Source organism: Litoreibacter ascidiaceicola (assembly GCF_900129235.1).
Taxonomy (GTDB): domain Bacteria; phylum Pseudomonadota; class Alphaproteobacteria; order Rhodobacterales; family Rhodobacteraceae; genus Litoreibacter; species Litoreibacter ascidiaceicola.
This window is the reverse complement of the sequence record NZ_FQUV01000001.1, coordinates 455,403-475,178: the sequence shown is the minus strand read 5'-3', so window position 1 is coordinate 475,178 and position 19,776 is coordinate 455,403. Positions and strand designations below refer to the sequence as shown.

Here is a 19,776-nt window from a genome sequence, read left to right as displayed (position 1 = left end):
CCCTAAAGCGACAGCCATGACACAGAGATTTCAGTTTGACATTCACGCCACTGACGGCAAGGCCCGCACGGGCATCATTTCCACCCCGCGTGGCGACATCCGCACGCCGGCCTTCATGCCGGTGGGGACTGCCGCCACGGTAAAGGCGATGATGCCCGAAAGTGTGCGGGCCACGGGTGCGGATATCCTGTTGGGCAACACCTATCATTTGATGCTGCGCCCGACGGCGGAGCGGATTGCCAAGCTTGGCGGATTGCACAAATTCATGAACTGGGACCGCCCGATCCTGACCGATAGTGGCGGTTTTCAGGTGATGAGCCTTGCGGAGTTGCGCAAGCTGACCGAGGAAGGCGTGACCTTCAAATCGCATATCGACGGCTCCAAGCATATGCTGTCGCCCGAACGGTCGATGGAAATCCAGAAGCTGCTCGGCTCTGATATTGTGATGTGCTTTGACGAGTGCCCCGCGTTGCCTGCAGATCGGGCGCGGATTAACGAGAGCATGCAATTGTCGATGCGTTGGGCCGCACGCTCGCGAGAGGCATTTGGAGACCGCCCCGGCCACGCGTTGTTCGGCATCCAGCAAGGCGGGTTGGAGCAGGACATGCGCGCGGAAAGTGCAGCGGCGCTGACCAAGATCGGGTTTGACGGCTACGCTGTTGGAGGCCTTGCCGTGGGCGAGGGACAAGAGGCGATGTTCGGCTGTCTCGACTACGCGCCGGAACAGTTACCGCAAGACAAGCCGCGCTACCTGATGGGCGTGGGCAAGCCCGACGACATCGTGGGCGCAGTGGAGCGGGGCATCGACATGTTTGACTGCGTCCTGCCGTCGAGATCGGGGCGCACGGGGCAGGCCTTTACGCGACGCGGCGTGGTCAACGTCAAGAATGCGCGTCACATGGACGACCCGAGACCGCTGGACGAAGATTGCACCTGCCCGTGCTGTTCGCAGTATTCGCGGGCTTATCTGAGCCATGTGTTCCGTGCGCAGGAGATGATCTCGTCAATGCTCGTGACGTGGCACAACCTGCACTACTATCAGGAGTTGATGGCGGGGCTGCGCGCTGCGATTGCTGCGGGTGATTTGGCCGGCTTCGTGAAGACCTTCCACGAGGCCCGCGCGCTGGGGGATATCGAGCCGCTATAGGATTTACGTCCAGCGCATTTTGGCGCGGGGCAGGTTGCCTGTGATCATGTCGCGCAGGGTTTCAAGCTCCCAATCGTCCTTGGCCGCGCGCTTGGGGATGATCGACAGCCCGCGTGGTGGCATGAGCAGGAAAAAGTAGTCCGGTGTTTCGGCGTATTTCTTGAATGCCGTCCAAGGCAGCTTGGACTGGCCTTCGGCGGAACTGGTCTGAACCTCTTCACGGGTAAAGCTGGCGGTAATCGGTGCGGTGTATTTCGTCATCCGCCGGTAGGCGCGTCGCCACAGAAAATTCCGTAGCAGCGTGATGGCGACGAACAGGGCGGCGGCGCCGACCCAAATCCAGCCAACATCAAGACCCCAGTAAATCAGGCTGAGGCCTGAAAACAGGGAGATCGCCGCCAGTATCCAATTGCCCACGTCACCGATACCCCGATACGACCACAGCGCGCGGGCGGCGTCCATGAATTCGGCTTCCTCGATGTCGTAAGTCAGGGTGATCATAGGCGCAGGCTAGACCAGTTAAGTCCGCTTGCGCCAGATGTGTTTGATCGGTGGCTTATTCAGTCGCCAACATGCTTGATTTTCGGATCCCGTAGGTTTCACCATACCGCGCGTCGAGCATCTCCAGAAGCTTGTCGTGCTGGTAGCCAAGGGAGTCGTCGAACCAACGCTCCACCAAGCTGCCGATACTTAGACCCGACCGTTCTTCCACACAGGACAAGAAGCAGGTGTTGCGCTCCAAAACGGTTGTCCGCAGCGAGAAGATGCCGTCGACAACAGTTCCGTCAGCCTCGGTTCCTTGAAAGAAGAAACGGCAGGCTGATGGCTGGTCGCGCTCCAGAAATGTCAGCGTGTATTTTGCAGCGCGGTCCTTGCGGCCTTTGAAGGTCACGTGAACGGTGTCGGGGTCCTCTTCGTCTTCGTCATAGCGGGCCATCATGCCCGTGCAATGGTCGGACGGCTCCGCGGCGCCGGGAATGACATGACGCCAGATCAGTCGTGCCGGGTAGGGCACATGACCGGAATAGCGATCACGCCACGTCGTCTCGGCCCCGATTTTGCGCGATAATTTGCTGTGAAGTCCGGCCCAGACAAGTCCGGTGAGCAAAAGCAGAATGACACCTCCGCCGATGCCATGCAAAAGGCTGTCGAAGCCGTATTTCGAAGCGTAAAACAATAATGCCGATGTCGCGAAGGCGGCAAATCCGGTGATTTCCAGCAGACCGCGATAGCGCGGAATGACGGCGTAAACGCCGACAGCCACCATCGAGAAAACTATGAACGACACAAAGAAGATGCCGACATAGCCGAGCAGGGAAAGGTCCAGCCCTGATCCTGCCAGCTCTGCCGCGCAGAACAATGCCAGCCCGCCCGAAAACACGGCGAAGCGGCGATAATGACGTAGGAGAAGCGTGAGCATTCAGATGTGCCTGTAGTTTGTTTCACTTGTTATACCTCTAGCTAGCCACGCAATTGGGCATGAGTGAGGCTGGAATTGGCGTTTCCAATGTCTCATCTAGGGTGAATTTGGACGAAATTTACCCTGTGATCTGCTTGTATCCGGCGCTTTGCGCGGTCACACTGGCGTCAACCAAATCGGTGGATGGTTGAAAGAGGTGCGGGTGGTCCCCACCTTTGAATCCGATACCGGAGATTGCCCAATGGTTGCTGCCTCAGCGGGACCTTGGCGATTATGCCAAAAAGGAAAAAAGATGACCGAGCAAACAACCTTGTCCTACCCCGTCCTGCCGCTGCGCGATATCGTGGTGTTCCCGCATATGATCGTGCCGCTGTTCGTGGGTCGCGATAAGTCCGTGCGCGCCTTGGAAGAGGTGATGAAGGACGACAAGCAAATCTTGCTGTCGAGCCAGATGGATCCTGCCGAGGATGATCCGTCCTCTGACGGAATCTATGAAGTTGGCGTGTTGGCAAATGTGCTGCAACTGCTGAAGCTGCCCGACGGTACCGTAAAGGTGCTGGTCGAAGGTCGCTCGCGCGTGCAGATTATAGAATACGTTGAAAACGATAGCTTTTTCGAAGCAAAAGCGGTGGAGTTGGAAGAGACTCTGGGCGATGAGACAACGATTCAAGCGCTGGTCAAATCGGTCGGTGAAGAGTTTGACCGCTACGCCAAAGTGAAGAAAAACATCCCCGAAGAGGCCTTGGCCTCCGTTGCGGAATCCGAAGCTCCCGAGAAGCTCGCCGACCTAGTGGGCGGGCATTTGGGCGTCGAAGTGCACCAGAAACAAGAGCTGCTGGAAACGCTCTCCGTGGCCGAGCGTCTGGAGAAGGTTTACGGGCTGATGCAGGGCGAAATGTCCGTGCTTCAGGTCGAGAAAAAGATCAAATCCCGCGTCAAGAACCAGATGGAGCGCACCCAGCGTGAATATTATCTGAACGAGCAAATGAAAGCTATTCAGAAGGAGTTGGGCGACGGCGAAGAAGGCCAGAACGAAGTGGCCGAGCTGGAAGCGAAGATCGCCAAGACCAAGCTGTCCAAAGAGGCCAAGGAAAAGGTCGATGCAGAGCTGAAAAAGCTCAAGAACATGAGCCCGATGTCGGCCGAAGCCACGGTCGTGCGCAACTATCTGGACTGGATTCTGGCGATTCCGTGGGGCGTGAATTCTCGCACCAAGAAGGACTTGGTTAAAGCCCAGAAAGTGCTTGATGACGACCACTACGGCCTTGAAAAGGTTAAAGAACGCATCGTCGAATACTTGGCCGTGCAACAGCGTTCCAAGAAGCTCAAAGGCCCGATCATGTGTCTTGTGGGCCCTCCTGGTGTGGGTAAAACCTCGCTTGGGAAATCCGTGGCCAAGGCGACGGGGCGCGAGTTCATCCGCATCTCCCTTGGGGGTGTGCGCGACGAATCTGAAATTCGCGGTCACCGCCGGACTTACATCGGCTCTATGCCCGGTAAGATCATTCAGGCGCTGAAAAAGGCGAAAACGACCAACCCGCTGATCTTGCTCGATGAAATCGACAAGATGGGGCAGGACTTCCGTGGCGACCCTGCGTCGGCCATGCTTGAGGTGCTTGATCCGGAGCAAAACAGCACGTTCATCGACCACTATCTTGAGGTCGAATATGATCTCTCGAACGTGATGTTCCTGACAACGGCGAACACCTACAACATGCCGGGGCCACTTTTGGACCGCATGGAGATCATTCCGCTGTCGGGCTACACCGAGGACGAAAAGTCCGAGATTGCCAAGCAGCACCTGATCGCCAAGCAGATCAAGAATCACGGCCTGAAAAAGGGCGAGTTCGAGCTGACCGACGAGGCGCTGATGGAAATGATCCGCACCTATACCCGCGAAGCGGGCGTGCGGAATCTGGAGCGTGAAATCGGCAAACTTGCGCGGAAAGTCGTGACCCAGATCGTCCGCAAGGACGAGACGTCGATCAAGATCACGCCGGACAATTTGGACGATTATCTTGGCGTCAAGAAATACCGCTACGGATTGGCCGAACAGGACGATCAAATCGGTGTCGTGACGGGCTTGGCCTATACATCCGTCGGCGGTGAATTGCTGTCCATCGAGGCGCTTCGCCTGCCGGGCAAGGGCCGGATGAAGACCACCGGTAAGCTGGGCGACGTGATGAAGGAATCGATTGATGCGGCGTCATCTTATGTGCGCTCCATCTCGCCGAAGATTGGTGTGAAACCACCGACCTTCGACAAAATCGATATCCACGTGCACGTGCCTGACGGGGCGACCCCGAAGGATGGCCCGTCGGCCGGTTTGGCTATGGTCACGTCGATCGTATCGGTGCTGACGCAAATTCCGGTGCGCAAGGATATTGCGATGACGGGCGAGGTGTCCTTGCGCGGCAATGCGATGCCAATCGGTGGCTTGAAAGAAAAGCTGTTGGCGGCGCTGCGGGGCGGGATCAAAACCGTTCTGATCCCCGAAGAGAACGAGAAAGACCTACCGGAAATTCCGGACAATGTGAAAGCGGGTCTGGAAATCATTCCGGTCAGTCATGTCTCGGAAGTGCTGAAACTGGCGCTCGTGTCCGAGCCTGAGTCCATCGAATGGGACGAGGCTGCGGAAGAAGCGGCGGCGGCGGCACTGGCCGCCAAAGGTGGCGAAGGGTCCGGTGCGGTTACGCATTGATCCGGCGTGCCGGGTTTGAGTTTTAAGGATTAGGGCGGGCCTGAACGGGCCCGCCCTTTTTTGTGACTGTGGACTGGTGCAGGGGACGTGATGATTGAGAGACCCTTGCACCGACACGGATTTGCCGGACATCAGGCGTGTTTATGTGAATGACCCTTTCGGAAACCGGATCGAACTGCTGGAGCTCCGCTAGGCGTCTTCATCTATTGTGATCAGCGTTATGTCGCCCGACTCCTCCAGCTGACGGATCGCGGCGGTCAGCTTGCCCATCGCCGCCTCTGCGGCCTTGCCGGTCAGCGGGGATATCTCGCCCAACTCTTCGCGAATGGCGTCGGCCATGCGTTTGGACAGGTTTTCCAGAATGAAGTCGACGACGCTGGCGTGCTCCTCCGATCCGGCCTTCAAGGCTGCGTTCAACTCGTCGCCCGGCAGGACGCGGATAAGGGCTGGCACATCTGTCGGCTGCACCCGTGTCAGGATGTCGGCGAAGGTGAAGATCGCCTTGCGCACCTGTGCGGCGAACACGGCGTCGAGTGTATCCAAAGCGTCGAGTACCGCGTCGCGTTGGGTCGCGCCTGCCGCGTTGAGCAGGGAGGCCGCGCGGGCCACAGGCTTGGCTGTGAAAGCCCCGCCTTCGGCGCTGGATTCACCGCTTTCAAGGATGGTTTGCGCAACAATATCAACGGTTTCTGATTGAACCGACCCCGTTTCCGAGATTGCGAATGTCACGGCGTTTGCCGTTTCAATGTCAAGCAAATCCATCACATTGGTGGAGGCGGCAGGGGGTAATTTGGACATGATGATCGCGGCCACCCGCGGGCTTTCCGTGGCCACACGTTCGGCCAGTTCCTCGGGTGGAATCTCGGCAATCATCTCCCACGTGTTCTTGGGCAGGGTCGGGCTGTGGATCTGGCGCATCCGCGCCAACAGGCTGTCGCTGAGATTGCCTTCAAGCGCATCCAGCGCGGCAGAGGTGTCGACCGGAAAGCTGAGCCCATGCGCGTCCAGATGTTCGGCAAATTCCGCCAGCACCGAGGCCACTGTCGCCTTGTTGATCGGGCCCATGGAGGCATAGACGCGGGCCAGATGCACCTGCGTCGCCTCGGACATCACCGCGAGCGGGATTGCCCCGCCCGCATGCAGGATCATCTGCACGATCACGGCTGCTTTCTGTGCACCGCTGAGGTGCAGCGGCTTGTCCGACCCGTCAAATGCAAAAGCCGTGGTGGCCACCTTGCCGCCAATGCCAAATCCCGCGCCCGCACGCGGTTGTGCTACCAAATCCATGGCTTGTCCCGTCCCCAATTATATTCTCGCACTGCTCAGTAGACCGGGCAGGCGTTAACGGATCGTGAGGAGAGCGGGGGGAGATAGGCGGGGTTTTAGCCAAATTCAGCAAAGGCGGCGCGGGATGAGCCGCGCCGCCTTTATATTGCAGTGTTCTAGCCGGTTGGCTGGGCCACGCAGGTGCCTGTTTCAGCGTCCCAAGTGGACCCTGCTTGGCACGACGCGGCCTGCTTGTGCTGGCCAAAGGCGCACTCTGCCGAGGCGAGTGCGGGTGTCAGGGTGAGGGCCAGAGCGGCCAAGAGCGTTTTGGTCTTCATCTGAAAGTCTCTCCTGTTGGTGTGTGACAGGAAAGATAGCACGAGGTCGTGAAAAAACAAAACGCCCGCGCAGATGGCGGGCGATTTGGGCAGAGTAACGTCGTGATGGGTTTAGCCAAACACGCGCTTGAAGATCGTGTCGACATGCTTGGTGTGGTAGCCCATGTCGAACTTCTCTTCGATCTCATCGGCACCAAGGGCGGCCACAACGTTTTTGTCGGCCAGCAATTCCTCTTTGAAATCAGTGCGATGCTCCCAGACTTTCAGGGCGTTGCGTTGGACCATCGCGTAGGCGTCCTCGCGACTGACACCAGCTTGCGTAAGAGCGAGCAACACGCGTTGGGACATCACCAGACCGGGAAACTTGTTCATGTTGTCGAGCATGTTGTCGGGGAAGATCAGCATCTTGTCGATCACACCCGTCAGCCGCGAAAGGGCGAAATCCAATGTGATCGTGGTGTCGGGGCCGATCATACGTTCGACCGAGGAGTGGGAAATGTCGCGCTCATGCCAGAGCGCCACGTTTTCCATCGCGGGGACAACGGCCATGCGGATGGTGCGGGCAAGTCCTGTGAGGTTTTCGGTCAGGATCGGGTTTTTCTTATGCGGCATGGCCGAGGAGCCTTTTTGGCCCATGGAGAAGAACTCCGCGCCTTCCAGAACTTCGGTGCGCTGCATATGACGGATTTCCGTCGCGATGTTCTCGATGGAGGAGGCGACAACGCCGAGTGCCGCGAAGAAAGCCGCGTGGCGGTCGCGGGGGATGACTTGGGTGGAGATCGGCTCCGGCGTCAGACCCAGCTTTTCGCAGACATGCGCCTCAACGCGAGGGTCCACATTGGCGAAGGTGCCGATGGCACCGGAAATGGCACCGGTGGAAATTTCGTCGCGGGCGGTGCGTAGACGGGTCAGGTTGCGGTCCATCTCGGCATAGAAGCGCGCGAAGGTCAGGCCCATCGTGGTGGGCTCGGCGTGGATGCCGTGGGAACGGCCGACGCGCAGGGTGTCTTTGTGCTCTAGTGCGCGACGTTTCAGGGCCGCCAGCAGGCCTTCCACATCGGCGATCAGGATATCGGCGGCGCGCACAAGCTGGACGTTAAAGCAGGTGTCGAGCACGTCTGAGGAGGTCATGCCCTGATGCACGAAGCGGGCTTCGTCGGACCCTACATGCTCTGCCAGATGGGTCAGGAAGGCGATGACGTCATGCTTGGTGACGGCCTCGATTTCGTCGATGCGGGCCACGTCGAATTCCACATCTTTGGCTTTCCAGACCGCATCGGCGTTTTCGCGCGGGATCACGCCCAGATCGGCCATGGCGTCGCAGGCATGGGCCTCGATCTCGTACCAGATGCGGAATTTGGTCTCGGGGGACCAGATGGCAACCATCTCGGGGCGGGAATAGCGAGGGATCATATCAAGCGCTCTCATAGTTTGTGTGGCAGGTGGGGGGGTCTTAGACTGCCCCCACTTAAGGAACAACCGCAGATAGCGCCTATGAGACAGCGCGTCGCTGCCTTCGCGGCGACAATTGTGCTATGCTTGCCCTGTTGGGCCGATACGCGCTGGATCGCGATGACTGGCGCCGGGATTGAAGATGCGCTGCGGGATCGCGGCTTGATCTATGACAAAGCGAGCCAGCATTTCTACGCTTCTACTCGGACACGCTATGCAGGCGGGCGAGACAGTTGGGGGATTGGCGCGTCGAAGGTGACAATTATTGCAGCCAGTGGCCTCCTGCCGACGGGTGGGTGTGCTTTACTATGGAGCGGCGCGCGGATAACGGGGCCTTAAAGTTTGCTGGCGACAGTGGGGCAGAGACGATCGGTGTCAATGCACAGTAAGAGGACTGGATGCACATAAGCTTGGATCAATTCGAAGGTGATTGGCAGCTGGCGCGCATAATTGAAGATCGCCGCAATGACATCGAGGGCCGCTTATCCGGTACCGCGACACTCACCCGTGTGGGGCCGTTGGAGTTGCACTACGCGGAAGAGGGGGAGCTGGTCTACGGCCAGCAAGCCGCAATGCTCGCCACCCGCCGCTATATCTGGCGGGGTTTTGAAGGGGAGCACGCGGGCAAAATCGCCGTTGAATTTGAAGACGGGCGGCCCTTCCACGTGATCGAACTGGATCGCCTGATGCCGGATGATGATCACCATTGCGACCCGGATTTCTACCATGTGAGTTATGATTTCACCCGCTGGCCTCTATGGGAATCGATTTGGCGGGTTGTCGGGCCGTCCAAGGACTACCGGATGATTTCGCGCTTCGAGCGCGTCTAGCAGTTGGCTTTTTGCTGGGCCACGAAGTCGGCCAGCGACTTGCCTTGCTCCTCGACGAACAGTTCGGCCATGGGCTTCAACGCGCGGATGCGGTCGGCGCGGAACACGCGAAAATCACCGCGTAATTCGCACCATGCGGACACGGTCCAGACCCGCCCCCAATACTCCATTTGCAATGGGCGGATAACACGCTCGCTTGGGGCGCCGTCGGCGTTGGCATAAGTGATGCTCAGCTTCTGGCGCGTCCGGATAGCGGTGCGAAGCTGCGGCATGAACCGGAACCCGCTTGCGGCATCTTTGAACGGATAGACCGCGAAACCCCATCCGGTTGGCGGCGTGGTGCGGTCCTCGGGCAGAACCGCGTCGATCTTGGCAGAGAGAGACTGCGCCGCCTTTTGCAGTTCCTCATCCGCGACCTCGCCGACGATGGCCATGCCAAGATGCAGCGCCTCCAGCTCGACCAGTGTCAGGTTCAACGGGGGCAGGGTGATCGGGGCGGTCATCATGTAACCCATACCCCGCTCCCCCTCGACCGGAACGCCAGACAACTGCAAGGTTTCCATATCGCGGTAGATTGTGCGCACCGACACCTCCAGCCTGCGCGCCAAATCTTCGGCGCGGTGCAGGCGACCATCCCGAAGAAGCAGGATCAGGTCGAAAAGGCGGTCGGTGCGTCTCATCTGTGCAGTCCGTATTTCAGCCAAGGTCGGGCTGGTGAAGTGATTCTGTTTCGATATGCGCTTTGTAGCGCCCCACAACTGACATAAACCTGTCAGGAGACTTCCTGCAAGCGCTGCCACGTGACATTTCACGTGGATTTCCCCGCACCAGCGGCGTTTTGCGCCTTTTCCCCACCCCGTCGAGCCCCTAGATAGAGAGCAGACACACTCATCCGCGCCCTGCTTTCAGGCGCGACCAAGGGAGACCTAATCATGTTGAACAATATCGGACTGCCGGGCCTGCTGCTCATCGCCGTCGTCGTGCTGGTGCTTTTTGGCCGTGGCAAAATCTCGGGCCTGATGGGCGAAGTCGGCAAAGGCATCACCGCTTTCAAAAAGGGTGTCGATGACAGCACCAAAGAGCTGGACGACGCCGACGTGGCCGTCAAAGACGTCACACCTGAAGACGAAAAAGACAAAGCCTGATCTTCGTGAGCAGGTTGGGAATGCGGAGCAGGGGCACAGGCCATGTTTGACATCGGCATGACCGAGCTGTTGGTGATCGGGCTCGTGGCCTTGATCGTGGTGGGCCCCAAGGACCTGCCGGGTATGTTCCGCACGCTGGGGCAGTTCACCGCCAAGGCCAAACGCATGGCCCGCGAGTTCAGCCACGCGATGGAAGACGCCGCCGACGAGGCTGGCGTCAAGGACGTGGCGGAGACCGTGAAAGCGGCGGCGAACCCCAAGAAGATGGGGCTCGACAAGATCCGCGAAGCGACCAACTTCGACAAATTCCCTGACGGCTCCGAGACCAAGAAACTGGCCAAGGAACGTGCCGAAGCCGCCGAAAAGATCAAAGCCTCGACCGCGAAAGCCGCCGAAACGCGTTTGGCGAAAGAGGCAGCGGCGAAGGCCGAGGCGGAGAAATCCGTTAGCAAGCCGAAAACTGCGGCCAAACCCAAGGCCGCTAAGCCTGCCGTCAAACCGAAAGCGGCTGCCAAACCGAAAGCTGCCGCCAAGCCGAAGGCGAAGCCCGCAGCCAAGCCCAAGCCTAAAGCCAAGAAAGCCGACACATGAGCGCTGAGAGCGATATCGAAGACAGCTCCGCCCCGTTGATCGAGCATTTGGCCGAGTTGCGCACCCGCGTGATCCGCGCCGCGATGGCGTTCATCGTCGGCATGATCATTTGCTTTACCTTTGGCGGTGCAATTCTCGACTTCCTGCTGGTCCCGATCGAAAACACCATGCGCTCGCTCGGCAATCCCAACCCGGTGATGCAATACACAGCACCACAGGAATACTTCTTCACGCTGATCCGCATTTCCATGGTCGGCGGGTTGTTCGTGGCCTTTCCGGTCATCGGCTACCAGCTCTGGCGCTTCGTGGCACCGGGTCTCTACAAGAACGAAAAGAACGCCTTCCTGCCCTTCCTCGTCGCGTCGCCGTTGCTGTTCACGCTGGGGGCGGCTTTCGCGCATTACATCGTGGTTCCGTTGGCGATGCAGTTCTTTCTGGGCTTCGCGGACTTGCCCTCCTTCTTTGCGGCAATGGTCGCGTCGGGAGAGCTGACACAGGCCACCAGAGAGACCGGCATCGACATCGTCTTTAACGGCAAGGTCAACGAAAGCCTTGATATCACGCTGAAAATGATCGTCGCCTTCGGGTTGTGCTTCCAGCTTCCCGTGTTGCTGACGCTGATGGGCAAGGCGGGCCTCGCCACCGCTGACGGGCTGCGCAACACGCGCAAATATGCCGTTGTCGGCATTTTGGTCGTGGCCGCTTTGGTGACGCCACCCGATGTCACAACGCAACTGATCCTGTTCGTGGTGGTCTACGGCCTTTACGAAATCTCCATCTTCCTTGTCGCGCGCGTTGAGAAAGACCGCGAAATCAAGCTGCGTGAACAGGGGCTTTGGGGCGACGAAGACGATCTTGACGCCGAGCCTGATGCCGACGCTGACGATGGCGAGGGTCATCCAGAAGATCGCGGCCCGTAAGGTGCATGGCATGATCGACGACCCGATGGACCGTATTGCGCAAGCGTTGGAGCGCATGTCACCGCCGCCCGCAGATGCCCCCGACTTTGACGGCGCGTCCGCCTTTCTGTGGCATGTCGAGCCCGACCACCTTGTGCCTGTGCACAGCGTAAACGGCGTCGCCCTTGATCTGCTGATCGGGATCGAGCGCGCCCGTGACACGCTGCACGCCAACACGCTGCAATTCGCCAACGGGTTTGCCGCCAACAACGCGCTGCTCTGGGGCTCGCGCGGGATGGGGAAATCCTCGCTGGTGAAGGCGGTGCATGGCGACATCGTGGCCGCTGGCCTGCCGTTGAAACTGGTCGAGGTGCAGCGCGAAGACTTGCCCTCCATCGGGCGATTGCTGAACCTGCTGCGCACCTCTGACCACCGTTTCGTGCTTTATTGTGACGACCTGAGCTTCAGCCATGACGACCAGCATTACAAATCGCTGAAAGCGGTTCTGGACGGCGGCATTGAAGGCCGCCCCGAAAACGTGATCTTCTACGCCACTTCGAACCGCCGCCACCTGATGCCGCGCGACATGATCGAGAACGAGCGGGGCGGGGCGATCAACCCGTCCGAAGCGACCGAGGAGAAGGTCTCCCTGTCCGACCGCTTCGGGTTGTGGCTGGGCTTCCACCCTTGCACGCAAGACGAATACCTCGACATGATACGTGGCTATTGCGCGGCGCATGACGTGCAGATTGAAGATGACACCCTGCGCGCCGAAGCCATCGAGTGGCAACAAACACGCGGTGGCCGCTCTGGCCGTGTGGCGTGGCAGTTTTTTACCGATTTGGCGGGGCGTCGGGGGCTGACGGTTTAGGGCGAAGCTGTGGATGTAGGATTTGAGTCCAATTTGACCGATGCTGCATGATGCACAAATGTCCGCTTAGCATTCAATCAGGGGCGTCGGTGCGTTCGAGGTCCGACAAGACTCCGCCAATTTCATCCAATAGGAAATCGATGAACACCCGCACCTTGGCTGTCAGCACGTTCGATTTCGGATAGACGAGCCAAAGCCCCGTTTGCTGATCCAGCCTGTAGTCTGGCAAAATCCGCACCAGATTGCCGCTCGCCAGTTCGCGGTGCACGCTCCACATCGAGTTAATGGAGATGCCAGCCCCCGCCATCGTCGCGATCTTCTGGCTTTGCCCGTCATCGCACAGCAGGCGCGATGTTGCGGTCTTGGGGTCGAAGTGCGCCTTTTGTCCAGCACGATTCACCAATCCCCTTGTGGAGAAATCCTTGAACGCAATTAATCTATGTCGCGCGAGATCGGCTGGTTTTTCAAGGGGGGCGTGATCGGCCAGATACGTAGGAGATGCGCAAAGGACGCGGGTATCGTCGGCCAGCTTACGGCCCTTCAAGCTGCTATCAGACATCGCTTGATTGCGAAGTGCGAGATCGAAACTCCCCTCTATCAAGTCGAATTGCGTATCCGACAGGCGCAAATCGAGGGTAATATCGGGGTAGGTATTCAGAAACTTAGGCAAAATGGGCGCGATATAGTTTTGCGCAAAGGTGCTGGGGGCCGCAAATCGTAATGTGCCGCTCACGGTCGGCGTGACCATCCCCAGCGCCCCAAGGGCTGCATCTTCTTGGGCCAGCATTTCCTTGGCAAAAGGCAGGAAATCTGCCCCTTCCAGCGATAAAGACACCTTCCGCGTTGAACGGCGTAACAAATCTGCGCCGAGCATTTTTTCCAACTTGGCCAACCGCGCGCTTGCGACGGCGGGTGCCATGCCTAGTGCGCGACCCGCCGCGCTGATGTTCAATTTTTCAGCACAGAGCACAAATAATCTGACGCTTTCAGTATCCATGTGATTATATACCAAATCGGAATTATGAAATCCGAATTCTCCATCTTATGAATTATATCCATATAATCTAGATATCCTGGAGCGGGTCAATCCCCGAACCTGATTTCCAGAGTACCAAAATCTCAATGACTAATTTCAGCCCCATCAACACGGCTTACAACACGGTTTTCCGCCCGAAAAAGCTGAGCATTGGTTTGGTTGTGCCGCTGGAAAGCTATGCCAGTGGTTCCGTGCCAACTATGACCCGCCATCTGGAGCGAGTCCGCTTGGTAGAGGACCTCGGGTTCGCTGCTGTGTGGTTGCGCGATGTGCCATTCAACGTGCCGTCCTTTGGCGATGCGGGGCAGATGTTTGACCCATTTGTCTATCTTGGTCTGTTGGCGGGTCAAACCAGCCGCATAGCATTGGGCGTCGCCAGCGTGATCTTGCCGTTGCGCCATCCGGCGCATGTGGCCAAGTCAGCGGCTAGCGTGGATGTTTTGTCTGGCGGGCGTTTGCTGCTTGGCGTGGCATCCGGTGATCGCCCCGAAGAATATCCCGCGATGAACATGTCGTTTGAGGATCGCGGCGATCGGTTTCGCGACAGCTTTGATTATATTCGATCCATGGCGGATGATTTTCCCGACTACGAGACAGCGCAAGGCTCATCACGCGGCGCGATAGACATGTTACCAAAACCAACGGACGGAAAGCTGCCGTTGCTCGTGACGGGTGGCAGCCGTCAGCACCCTGATTGGGTCGCGCAAAACAGCGACGGCTGGATTACCTATCCACGTGATGCGGCCTCTCAAGCGCAAGCCATAGCGGAATTCCGCGCCCGCGTGACGGCCATGGGCCAGCCGGACAAGCCTGTGATGCAGTCGCTTTATGTCGATCTTCTGGACGATCCAGACGCTGTGGCGCGCCCCATTCATTTGGGGTTTCAGTCGGGTGCAGATTACCTTCGCCGCTACCTCGAGGCTTTGCAGGACGCTGGCGTCAATCACGTCGCGCTGAACCTGCGGCTTAGTTCCGGCGATACAGAAACAACGATGAAACGGCTGGCAAACGACATCCTGCCCGCATTTCCAACCGAGAGGACTTCTCATGTCTAAGACTATTCTGATCACTGGGGCCACCGATGGGATCGGCCTTGAGACAGCGAAACTGCTTGCGCAAGAGGGCCACACAATTTTGGTTCACGGGCGCAGCGCCGCCAAAATAGAGGCCGCACGCACGGCCATTGGCGGGAACACCCAAGGCTATCTGGCGGACTTGTCCCTCACCGCTGACGTCATAAGGCTGGCGAGTGAAATCACCGGCGATCACGCACGCATCGACGTGCTGATCAACAACGCTGGCGTCTTTAAAGCCTCACAAACGGTCACGGCAGATGGTTTGGATCTGCGCTTTATGGTCAATACGATTGCGCCCTATATACTGACCGAACGCCTGTTGCCCCTCATGGGCACCGACGGCCGGATCATCAATCTTTCCTCTGCGGCACAAGCCCCCGTTGATCTGGCAGCGTTCAAAGACGGCATCGCAATGGACGCCTCAAACGCCTATGCGCAAAGCAAACTGGCCATCACGATGTGGTCGCAAGACCTCGCCTCCAAACTCCCTCAAGGACCGATCGTTGTCGCCGTGAATCCCGGTTCGCTGCTTGCGAGCAATATGGTCAAAGAGGGATATGGCATCGTGGGCAATGACCTCGCGATTGGCGCGACCATCGTGTACCGCGCGGCCCTTGATGCTGATTTTGCAGATGTCTCCGGTCGTTATTATGACAACGACGCTGGCGATTTTGGGCCAACTCATCCGGACGCCCTTGATCCTACGAAGGTCAGCGCCGTGATTCAGGCCATAGAGGTCGTCTCTTCTAATCTTCTGAACACCTGAACACTCCAAAAGGAGACCAGACTATGAAAGCCGTTGGATACAAAATCGCAGGCGCGCTTGATCGCGCAGACTCCCTGATCGACATCGAGATCGACACACCCGTTGCCACAGGCCGCGACCTGCTGGTGCACGTGCAAGCCGTGTCTGTTAACCCTGTCGACGTTAAAATCCGCATGAACCGACCACCCGAAGGCGACGCCCCTGCGATCCTAGGCTGGGATGCAGTCGGTGAAGTTGTCAGCGTTGGCGAAGACGCGACCATGTTCAAAGCAGGCGATCTTGTCTGGTATGCGGGCGCGATCAATCGGTCCGGCACAAACGCCGAATACCACCTCGTGGACGAGCGTATCGTCGGCAAAGCCCCGAGGTCGATCACACCGGCGCAAGCGGCCTCCCTTCCCCTCACCGCCTTGACGGCTTACGAAATGTTGTTCGACCGTTTGCGCGTCAATGAACCCGTCCCCGGTGCGGCCAATGCGGTTGTCATTATCGGCGGATCAGGCGGCGTGGGGTCCATCGCGATCCAGCTGCTGCGCGCCATGACAGATATGACGGTCATTGCCACCGCTTCGCGTCCCGAGACTCATGACTGGGTCAAAGACCTTGGCGCACATCACGTGATTGATCACACAAAACCCCTTACACCCCAAATCGAGGCCTTGGGAGTTGGTCAGCCTGGCTATGTGTTTTCAACCACGCACACCCATCAATACATCGAACAGATCGCCGAGTTTATCGCCCCACAAGGCCGGTTCGGCCTGATCGACGACCCTGAGACGCTCAACATCATGCCGTTCAAGATCAAAGCCGTCTCGACCCATTGGGAACTGATGTTCACGCGGTCCTTATTCCAAACTGCCGATATCACCCGCCAGCATGACATCTTGAATGAAGTGGCTGATCTGCTTGACGCAGGCAAGATCCGCTCAACAGCGACCGAGACTTTGGGAAAGATCGATGCGGCCACGTTGAGACGCGCCCATGCAATTCTCGAAAGCAACAAAGCCAAGGGTAAATTGGTGCTTGAAGGCTTCTAAGGCATCGCGGGTGGCACTAAGACGTCGGTGCCATCCGCCATTTACCTTTTCTCTGAATAGTTGGTCCATGTCACAAAGCGTAAGAGCGAAACCGGACATTGGCGGACGTGCAGCAAAATGGTGCTTTTCCCGCATAGCCGACCTCTGGGTGGTCTCGGCAGGGGACTGCTATCGGCCCTGAGCTGCCGTTCACCATGACGTTTTAATGCAGCAACGCAGACCGTCGAAGGAGACATTCGCTGCATCTGCTAAATGCGGTCATCGACCAATTCATACAATTCCGAAGATTTTCTTAACTGGCTTGAAAGCCTAGAAATTATTGTAAATACTAGTGAAATATTTTTTTGGTGACTGGTTTGACTACTTTTGAATCCCCGCGTCCGCAATCAGCGCAGGACCATACTTATTTTTCCGTTTCGCAGCTTGGACCGATCGTCCCGCTCGATACACAATTTGGCTTGGCAGAAAAGGAAGATGCGCCCGAAATTTTGGCCGATTTGACCTTCCCAGCCGCCCCCGACTTATATTGCTATGCAATCCTGGATGCGGCAGTGGTGCCTTTGCTACCAGAACTTCTCGAGACATCTGGGTTACCGCATCGATGTCTCTTCACTGAGGACACATTGGACAAATACGGCCCACATGGGCCGTGGTTGGTGCAGTTGAAACCGAACACGACGTTCAGTAGAAACCTGTTCACGCAGGCCACGGGTAGTGCCACAGGTTGGCATTTATGGGGAATGAATGCTGGCATCTTCGTTCAATCCGAACAAGGGTTCGATGCCGTCTGGGGCCACTTGCGTAAGCTGGTGCGTGTGCGCGATGCGCACGACAACTGGTTCTACTTTCGCTTCTGGGAGCCTCAAATGGCGGGCGCGTTTTGGCCGCTCTTTGAAAGTGACCCAGCGGAAGCGTATCGCCGTTTTGGGGCAGGCGTACTGAGCGCCGTGTTCTGGCAGGTGGGCGACATGGTTCACTTAGTTCAGATCAACACGCCAGCCACTCGCGTCGCCTCGTCACGCGATATCGTCAGCATCTATGCGCCGTATTTCAAGCAGGCCCGTTGGGCTAGATTTTGCACGCGTGTGGCCAGCGCAATGCGCACAGAATTACCGCAAAATAATCTAGACACTGCACAGGTGGACGCATGGTGTGGCGCGGCCAAACTCGCGGGCTATCACCGCGAGAAAGCAATTTACGACTACGTGTTGGCCTGTGTGCTATTCTCACAGCGCGGCATTTCTTACGAAGCCATCCACCGCGATCATGTCCGCTCTGGAGCCTTCCCCGACGATTTAAGTGCAGCGCGAAGTTTCCTTGCTGCGGCGCGCGCGTTGCCTGACATGAATGGAGCGTTCCATGAATGACTTTTCGTCTGAAGACGATGCTGATGGCACGGCCCAACGCTGCCCTTGCGAGATGGAGAACGTTATTATCATCGGCTCCGAAATGCAGTACCGCATGTTTTGGCTCCAAAACATGTTCCTGTGTTCGGGTTTTGCGCTCGCACAAGGACGCAACCCACCTCCAGGGTATTTGCGTTCCGTAGGGCGTACGTCGGTCCTTTATGTACCTACGGGATATGTGCGAGGCGAGCTCTTGGCGCTGGATTGGCTGAGAGATAATCTAAGCATCAACATCGTACGGTGCGCTTCAAAGGCTGATGTTCTAACGCATCTAAGGACCCGTACTGTAGATGGCGTTGAATATAAGATTCGCAATTTGGTCGTGTTTTCTCATGGATTGCCCGGAAAGTTAGCCCTAAATTATAACGCAAGCCCAAGGGTCGACATCACCGGCGGCGACATAACCGGCTTACCGTCAGATATCTTTGATCCCGACGGTAAAATCTATTCTTATGCGTGCCGCACCGCGGTTGCTCCATTTGCGGGATCAAGCCTTGGGCAGGTGATGGCCAGCCATTTCAACGTAACCGTCAGGGCTTACCACCGAAAAACATTTTATGGCGATGTCGTACGCGACCGTGCCGACGAACCAACAATCAAGTCCGCCTTACGCACAGGGCGCGCAGCACATGAAGGGTCTTTGATCACGCTATCGCCTCAATACGAAGCAATCCCGCACCCCGATTTGGGCAGTGGGGTTATGGGGCTTTGGGGAGGAAGTGCCGAAGGAACGAACGACTACGCGTTATGGCCCACAGCAGGAGCTTTGGCACTACCCGTGCAACATAGCACCCCAGCAAGCGAGCCGCCCGGTTTCGCCACAATCACCCCTTAAGGAAGGCTGCATGAAACTCATTGCCCGCACAGCCATTCTCGCCGTTTCAATTGCCATTCTTTTCCTTGCCTGGAGAACAGTAATGTCCGACCCTGCCAATGTCGCCAGTTGCCGCCTTGTCAGCCTTCCTGAATACGAAGAAGCTTATTTACTCACCGACAAGACGGTCACTCCAATAGCGACAGAAGCCTCGGTGCCGCTGAGGTTTCTGATTAACTTTCCGGTCGCGATACCTGATAAAGCCCAGATGGTTTTCTCGGTCTTTAATCCGTCTGGCGGCGGAGATTTAGTGTCTTATGCAGGGCTGGCGCGCCGTAAAATGGACATCGAGATATTGTTTCCAAACCGCCCTGATAACGGCTATCCAAATGGCGGCTATCTCTCGGTTACGCTGTTCCTGCCAGAGCAACTGACCATCTGCAATTGGGGCCTGGAAGATCTGCTACGGCTCGAAAACGCCGAGCATCCGCGTGCATTTCAGCTTGATCTGCGTTCGGATGTTTATGAAGACGCCGACGGCGCTCAACGCAACATCGATGTCACCGCGCGTTAAGCGTCCATTTTCATCATACGGCATAAATCAATTTGCACTTGCAGCGAACGACGGCTTCCCGCCCTTGGTGCGTCGGGCTCCCGGCGCTGCATTTCAAAAGCGGTCATTGGCCACGCGGTCGACAAGGTCTGCTTGGTCCGCATTGTGTCAGTTTATGCATGGTACGGCGAACGGCACGAATTCCCAGACCGGCCTTTGGTGCGAAAGGCAGAGAAAGCTGGGAATAGGTCCGCAACTCGCAAATCTCATGCAGCATGGCTATGGTCCGCTTTCGAAAATCTCAGCTACTGTTGAGCAACGTCAACTAGGTGGGTCGGGGTGCCATTTGCGATTGAACAGTTAGAAAGCCCATAGATGAAACGGCGTTAGCGACAAACCTGTATTGTCGACATCCTATGTCGCGCTAC

At 57.6% G+C, this 19,776-nt stretch carries 21 protein-coding genes; 14 read left to right on the top strand and 7 right to left on the bottom strand.

Translation table 11 applies throughout. The features are described 5' to 3' along the window. Positions 1 to 16 precede the first annotated feature (16 nt). Positions 17 to 1,147 (top strand): tRNA guanosine(34) transglycosylase Tgt, encoded by a 1,131-nt coding sequence (gene tgt, locus BUB72_RS02205; RefSeq protein ID WP_073139853.1) that lies wholly within the window; start codon positions 17 to 19, stop codon positions 1,145 to 1,147. Positions 1,148 to 1,150: 3 nt separating this feature from the next. Here tgt and BUB72_RS02200 read toward each other — a convergent pair whose 3' ends face one another. Both BUB72_RS02200 and BUB72_RS02195 read right to left on the bottom strand, forming a co-directional pair. Then, positions 1,151 to 1,648: a YcxB family protein gene (locus tag BUB72_RS02200; protein ID WP_073139849.1), complete on the bottom strand. Its 498-nt coding sequence runs from the start codon at positions 1,646 to 1,648 to the stop codon at positions 1,151 to 1,153. Between the two features lie 55 nt (positions 1,649 to 1,703). Next, positions 1,704 to 2,567, bottom strand: a complete 864-nt coding sequence (locus tag BUB72_RS02195; protein WP_073139846.1) for a hypothetical protein — start codon at positions 2,565 to 2,567, stop codon at positions 1,704 to 1,706. Positions 2,568 to 2,859: 292 nt separating this feature from the next. Here BUB72_RS02195 and lon point away from each other — a divergent pair, with 292 nt between their 5' ends. Next, positions 2,860 to 5,268: an endopeptidase La gene (gene lon, locus BUB72_RS02190; protein ID WP_073139843.1), complete on the top strand. Its 2,409-nt coding sequence runs from the start codon at positions 2,860 to 2,862 to the stop codon at positions 5,266 to 5,268. 189 nt (positions 5,269 to 5,457) lie between these two features. Here the strand turns inward: lon and BUB72_RS02185 are convergent, their stop codons facing one another. From BUB72_RS02185 to purB, 3 genes are all read right to left on the bottom strand, one after another. Continuing rightward, a complete protein-coding gene (locus BUB72_RS02185; protein WP_073139840.1) occupies positions 5,458 to 6,555 on the bottom strand; it encodes a FliG C-terminal domain-containing protein in 1,098 nt (365 codons plus the stop codon). Between the two features lie 155 nt (positions 6,556 to 6,710). Further along, complete coding sequence (locus BUB72_RS18745; protein WP_162848056.1) at positions 6,711 to 6,872, bottom strand: hypothetical protein; 162 nt, start codon at positions 6,870 to 6,872, stop codon at positions 6,711 to 6,713. Positions 6,873 to 6,983: 111 nt separating this feature from the next. Then, the gene (gene purB, locus BUB72_RS02180) at positions 6,984 to 8,285 is read right to left on the bottom strand and encodes an adenylosuccinate lyase (RefSeq protein WP_073139837.1); all 1,302 of its coding nucleotides are present in this window, start codon (positions 8,283 to 8,285) and stop codon (positions 6,984 to 6,986) included. An 81-nt stretch (positions 8,286 to 8,366) separates the two neighbouring features. Here purB and BUB72_RS18950 point away from each other — a divergent pair, with 81 nt between their 5' ends. Together BUB72_RS18950 and BUB72_RS02170 are read left to right on the top strand one after the other, a co-directional pair. Further along, positions 8,367 to 8,663: a hypothetical protein gene (locus BUB72_RS18950; RefSeq protein WP_073139834.1), complete on the top strand. Its 297-nt coding sequence runs from the start codon at positions 8,367 to 8,369 to the stop codon at positions 8,661 to 8,663. 59 nt (positions 8,664 to 8,722) lie between these two features. Continuing rightward, complete coding sequence (locus BUB72_RS02170) at positions 8,723 to 9,154, top strand: DUF6314 family protein (RefSeq protein ID WP_073139831.1); 432 nt, start codon at positions 8,723 to 8,725, stop codon at positions 9,152 to 9,154. On the opposite strand, the gene BUB72_RS02165 is transcribed toward BUB72_RS02170, so the two are convergent. Further along, the gene (locus tag BUB72_RS02165) at positions 9,151 to 9,834 is read right to left on the bottom strand and encodes a helix-turn-helix transcriptional regulator (protein WP_073139828.1); all 684 of its coding nucleotides are present in this window, start codon (positions 9,832 to 9,834) and stop codon (positions 9,151 to 9,153) included. The two genes, BUB72_RS02170 and BUB72_RS02165, sit on opposite strands and share 4 nt — an antisense overlap. Before the next feature lie 252 nt (positions 9,835 to 10,086). Here BUB72_RS02165 and BUB72_RS02160 point away from each other — a divergent pair, with 252 nt between their 5' ends. Genes BUB72_RS02160 through BUB72_RS02145 form a run of 4 tightly spaced genes read left to right on the top strand, consistent with a single transcriptional unit; the run spans position 10,087 to position 12,660 of the window. After that, on the top strand, positions 10,087 to 10,299 hold the full coding sequence (locus tag BUB72_RS02160; protein WP_073139825.1) for a twin-arginine translocase TatA/TatE family subunit: 213 nt from the start codon (positions 10,087 to 10,089) through the stop codon (positions 10,297 to 10,299). Between the two features lie 42 nt (positions 10,300 to 10,341). Further along, positions 10,342 to 10,890: a Sec-independent protein translocase protein TatB gene (gene tatB / locus BUB72_RS02155; RefSeq protein ID WP_073139821.1), complete on the top strand. Its 549-nt coding sequence runs from the start codon at positions 10,342 to 10,344 to the stop codon at positions 10,888 to 10,890. Then, a complete protein-coding gene (gene tatC / locus BUB72_RS02150; protein ID WP_073139818.1) occupies positions 10,887 to 11,810 on the top strand; it encodes a twin-arginine translocase subunit TatC in 924 nt (307 codons plus the stop codon). The genes tatB and tatC overlap by 4 nt, the downstream gene beginning before the upstream one ends. Before the next feature lie 10 nt (positions 11,811 to 11,820). Then, positions 11,821 to 12,660, top strand: a complete 840-nt coding sequence (locus BUB72_RS02145; RefSeq protein WP_073140481.1) for an ATP-binding protein — start codon at positions 11,821 to 11,823, stop codon at positions 12,658 to 12,660. Between the two features lie 73 nt (positions 12,661 to 12,733). On the opposite strand, the gene BUB72_RS02140 is transcribed toward BUB72_RS02145, so the two are convergent. Next, entirely contained in the window at positions 12,734 to 13,657 is a 924-nt protein-coding gene (locus tag BUB72_RS02140; RefSeq protein ID WP_073139815.1) for a LysR family transcriptional regulator, read from the bottom strand. A 125-nt stretch (positions 13,658 to 13,782) separates the two neighbouring features. Between BUB72_RS02140 and BUB72_RS02135 the strand changes: the two genes are divergently transcribed. The 6 genes from BUB72_RS02135 (at position 13,783) to BUB72_RS02110 (ending at position 19,369) form a co-directional block, all read left to right on the top strand. Beyond that, positions 13,783 to 14,751, top strand: a complete 969-nt coding sequence (locus BUB72_RS02135; protein WP_073139812.1) for an LLM class oxidoreductase — start codon at positions 13,783 to 13,785, stop codon at positions 14,749 to 14,751. After that, the gene (locus BUB72_RS02130) at positions 14,744 to 15,538 is read left to right on the top strand and encodes an SDR family NAD(P)-dependent oxidoreductase (protein WP_073139809.1); all 795 of its coding nucleotides are present in this window, start codon (positions 14,744 to 14,746) and stop codon (positions 15,536 to 15,538) included. Before BUB72_RS02135 ends, BUB72_RS02130 begins: the two co-directional genes overlap by 8 nt. 23 nt (positions 15,539 to 15,561) lie before the next feature. After that, positions 15,562 to 16,575, top strand: coding sequence for a zinc-binding alcohol dehydrogenase family protein (locus BUB72_RS02125; protein WP_073139806.1), 1,014 nt, complete (start codon positions 15,562 to 15,564; stop codon positions 16,573 to 16,575). Between the two features lie 347 nt (positions 16,576 to 16,922). After that, the gene (locus BUB72_RS02120) at positions 16,923 to 17,942 is read left to right on the top strand and encodes a DUF4123 domain-containing protein (protein ID WP_175549107.1); all 1,020 of its coding nucleotides are present in this window, start codon (positions 16,923 to 16,925) and stop codon (positions 17,940 to 17,942) included. After that, entirely contained in the window at positions 17,935 to 18,816 is an 882-nt protein-coding gene (locus BUB72_RS02115) for a hypothetical protein (RefSeq protein WP_073139798.1), read from the top strand. Before BUB72_RS02120 ends, BUB72_RS02115 begins: the two co-directional genes overlap by 8 nt. A gap of 10 nt (positions 18,817 to 18,826) precedes the next feature. Further along, positions 18,827 to 19,369: a hypothetical protein gene (locus BUB72_RS02110; protein WP_073139795.1), complete on the top strand. Its 543-nt coding sequence runs from the start codon at positions 18,827 to 18,829 to the stop codon at positions 19,367 to 19,369. Positions 19,370 to 19,776: the final 407 nt, after the last annotated feature.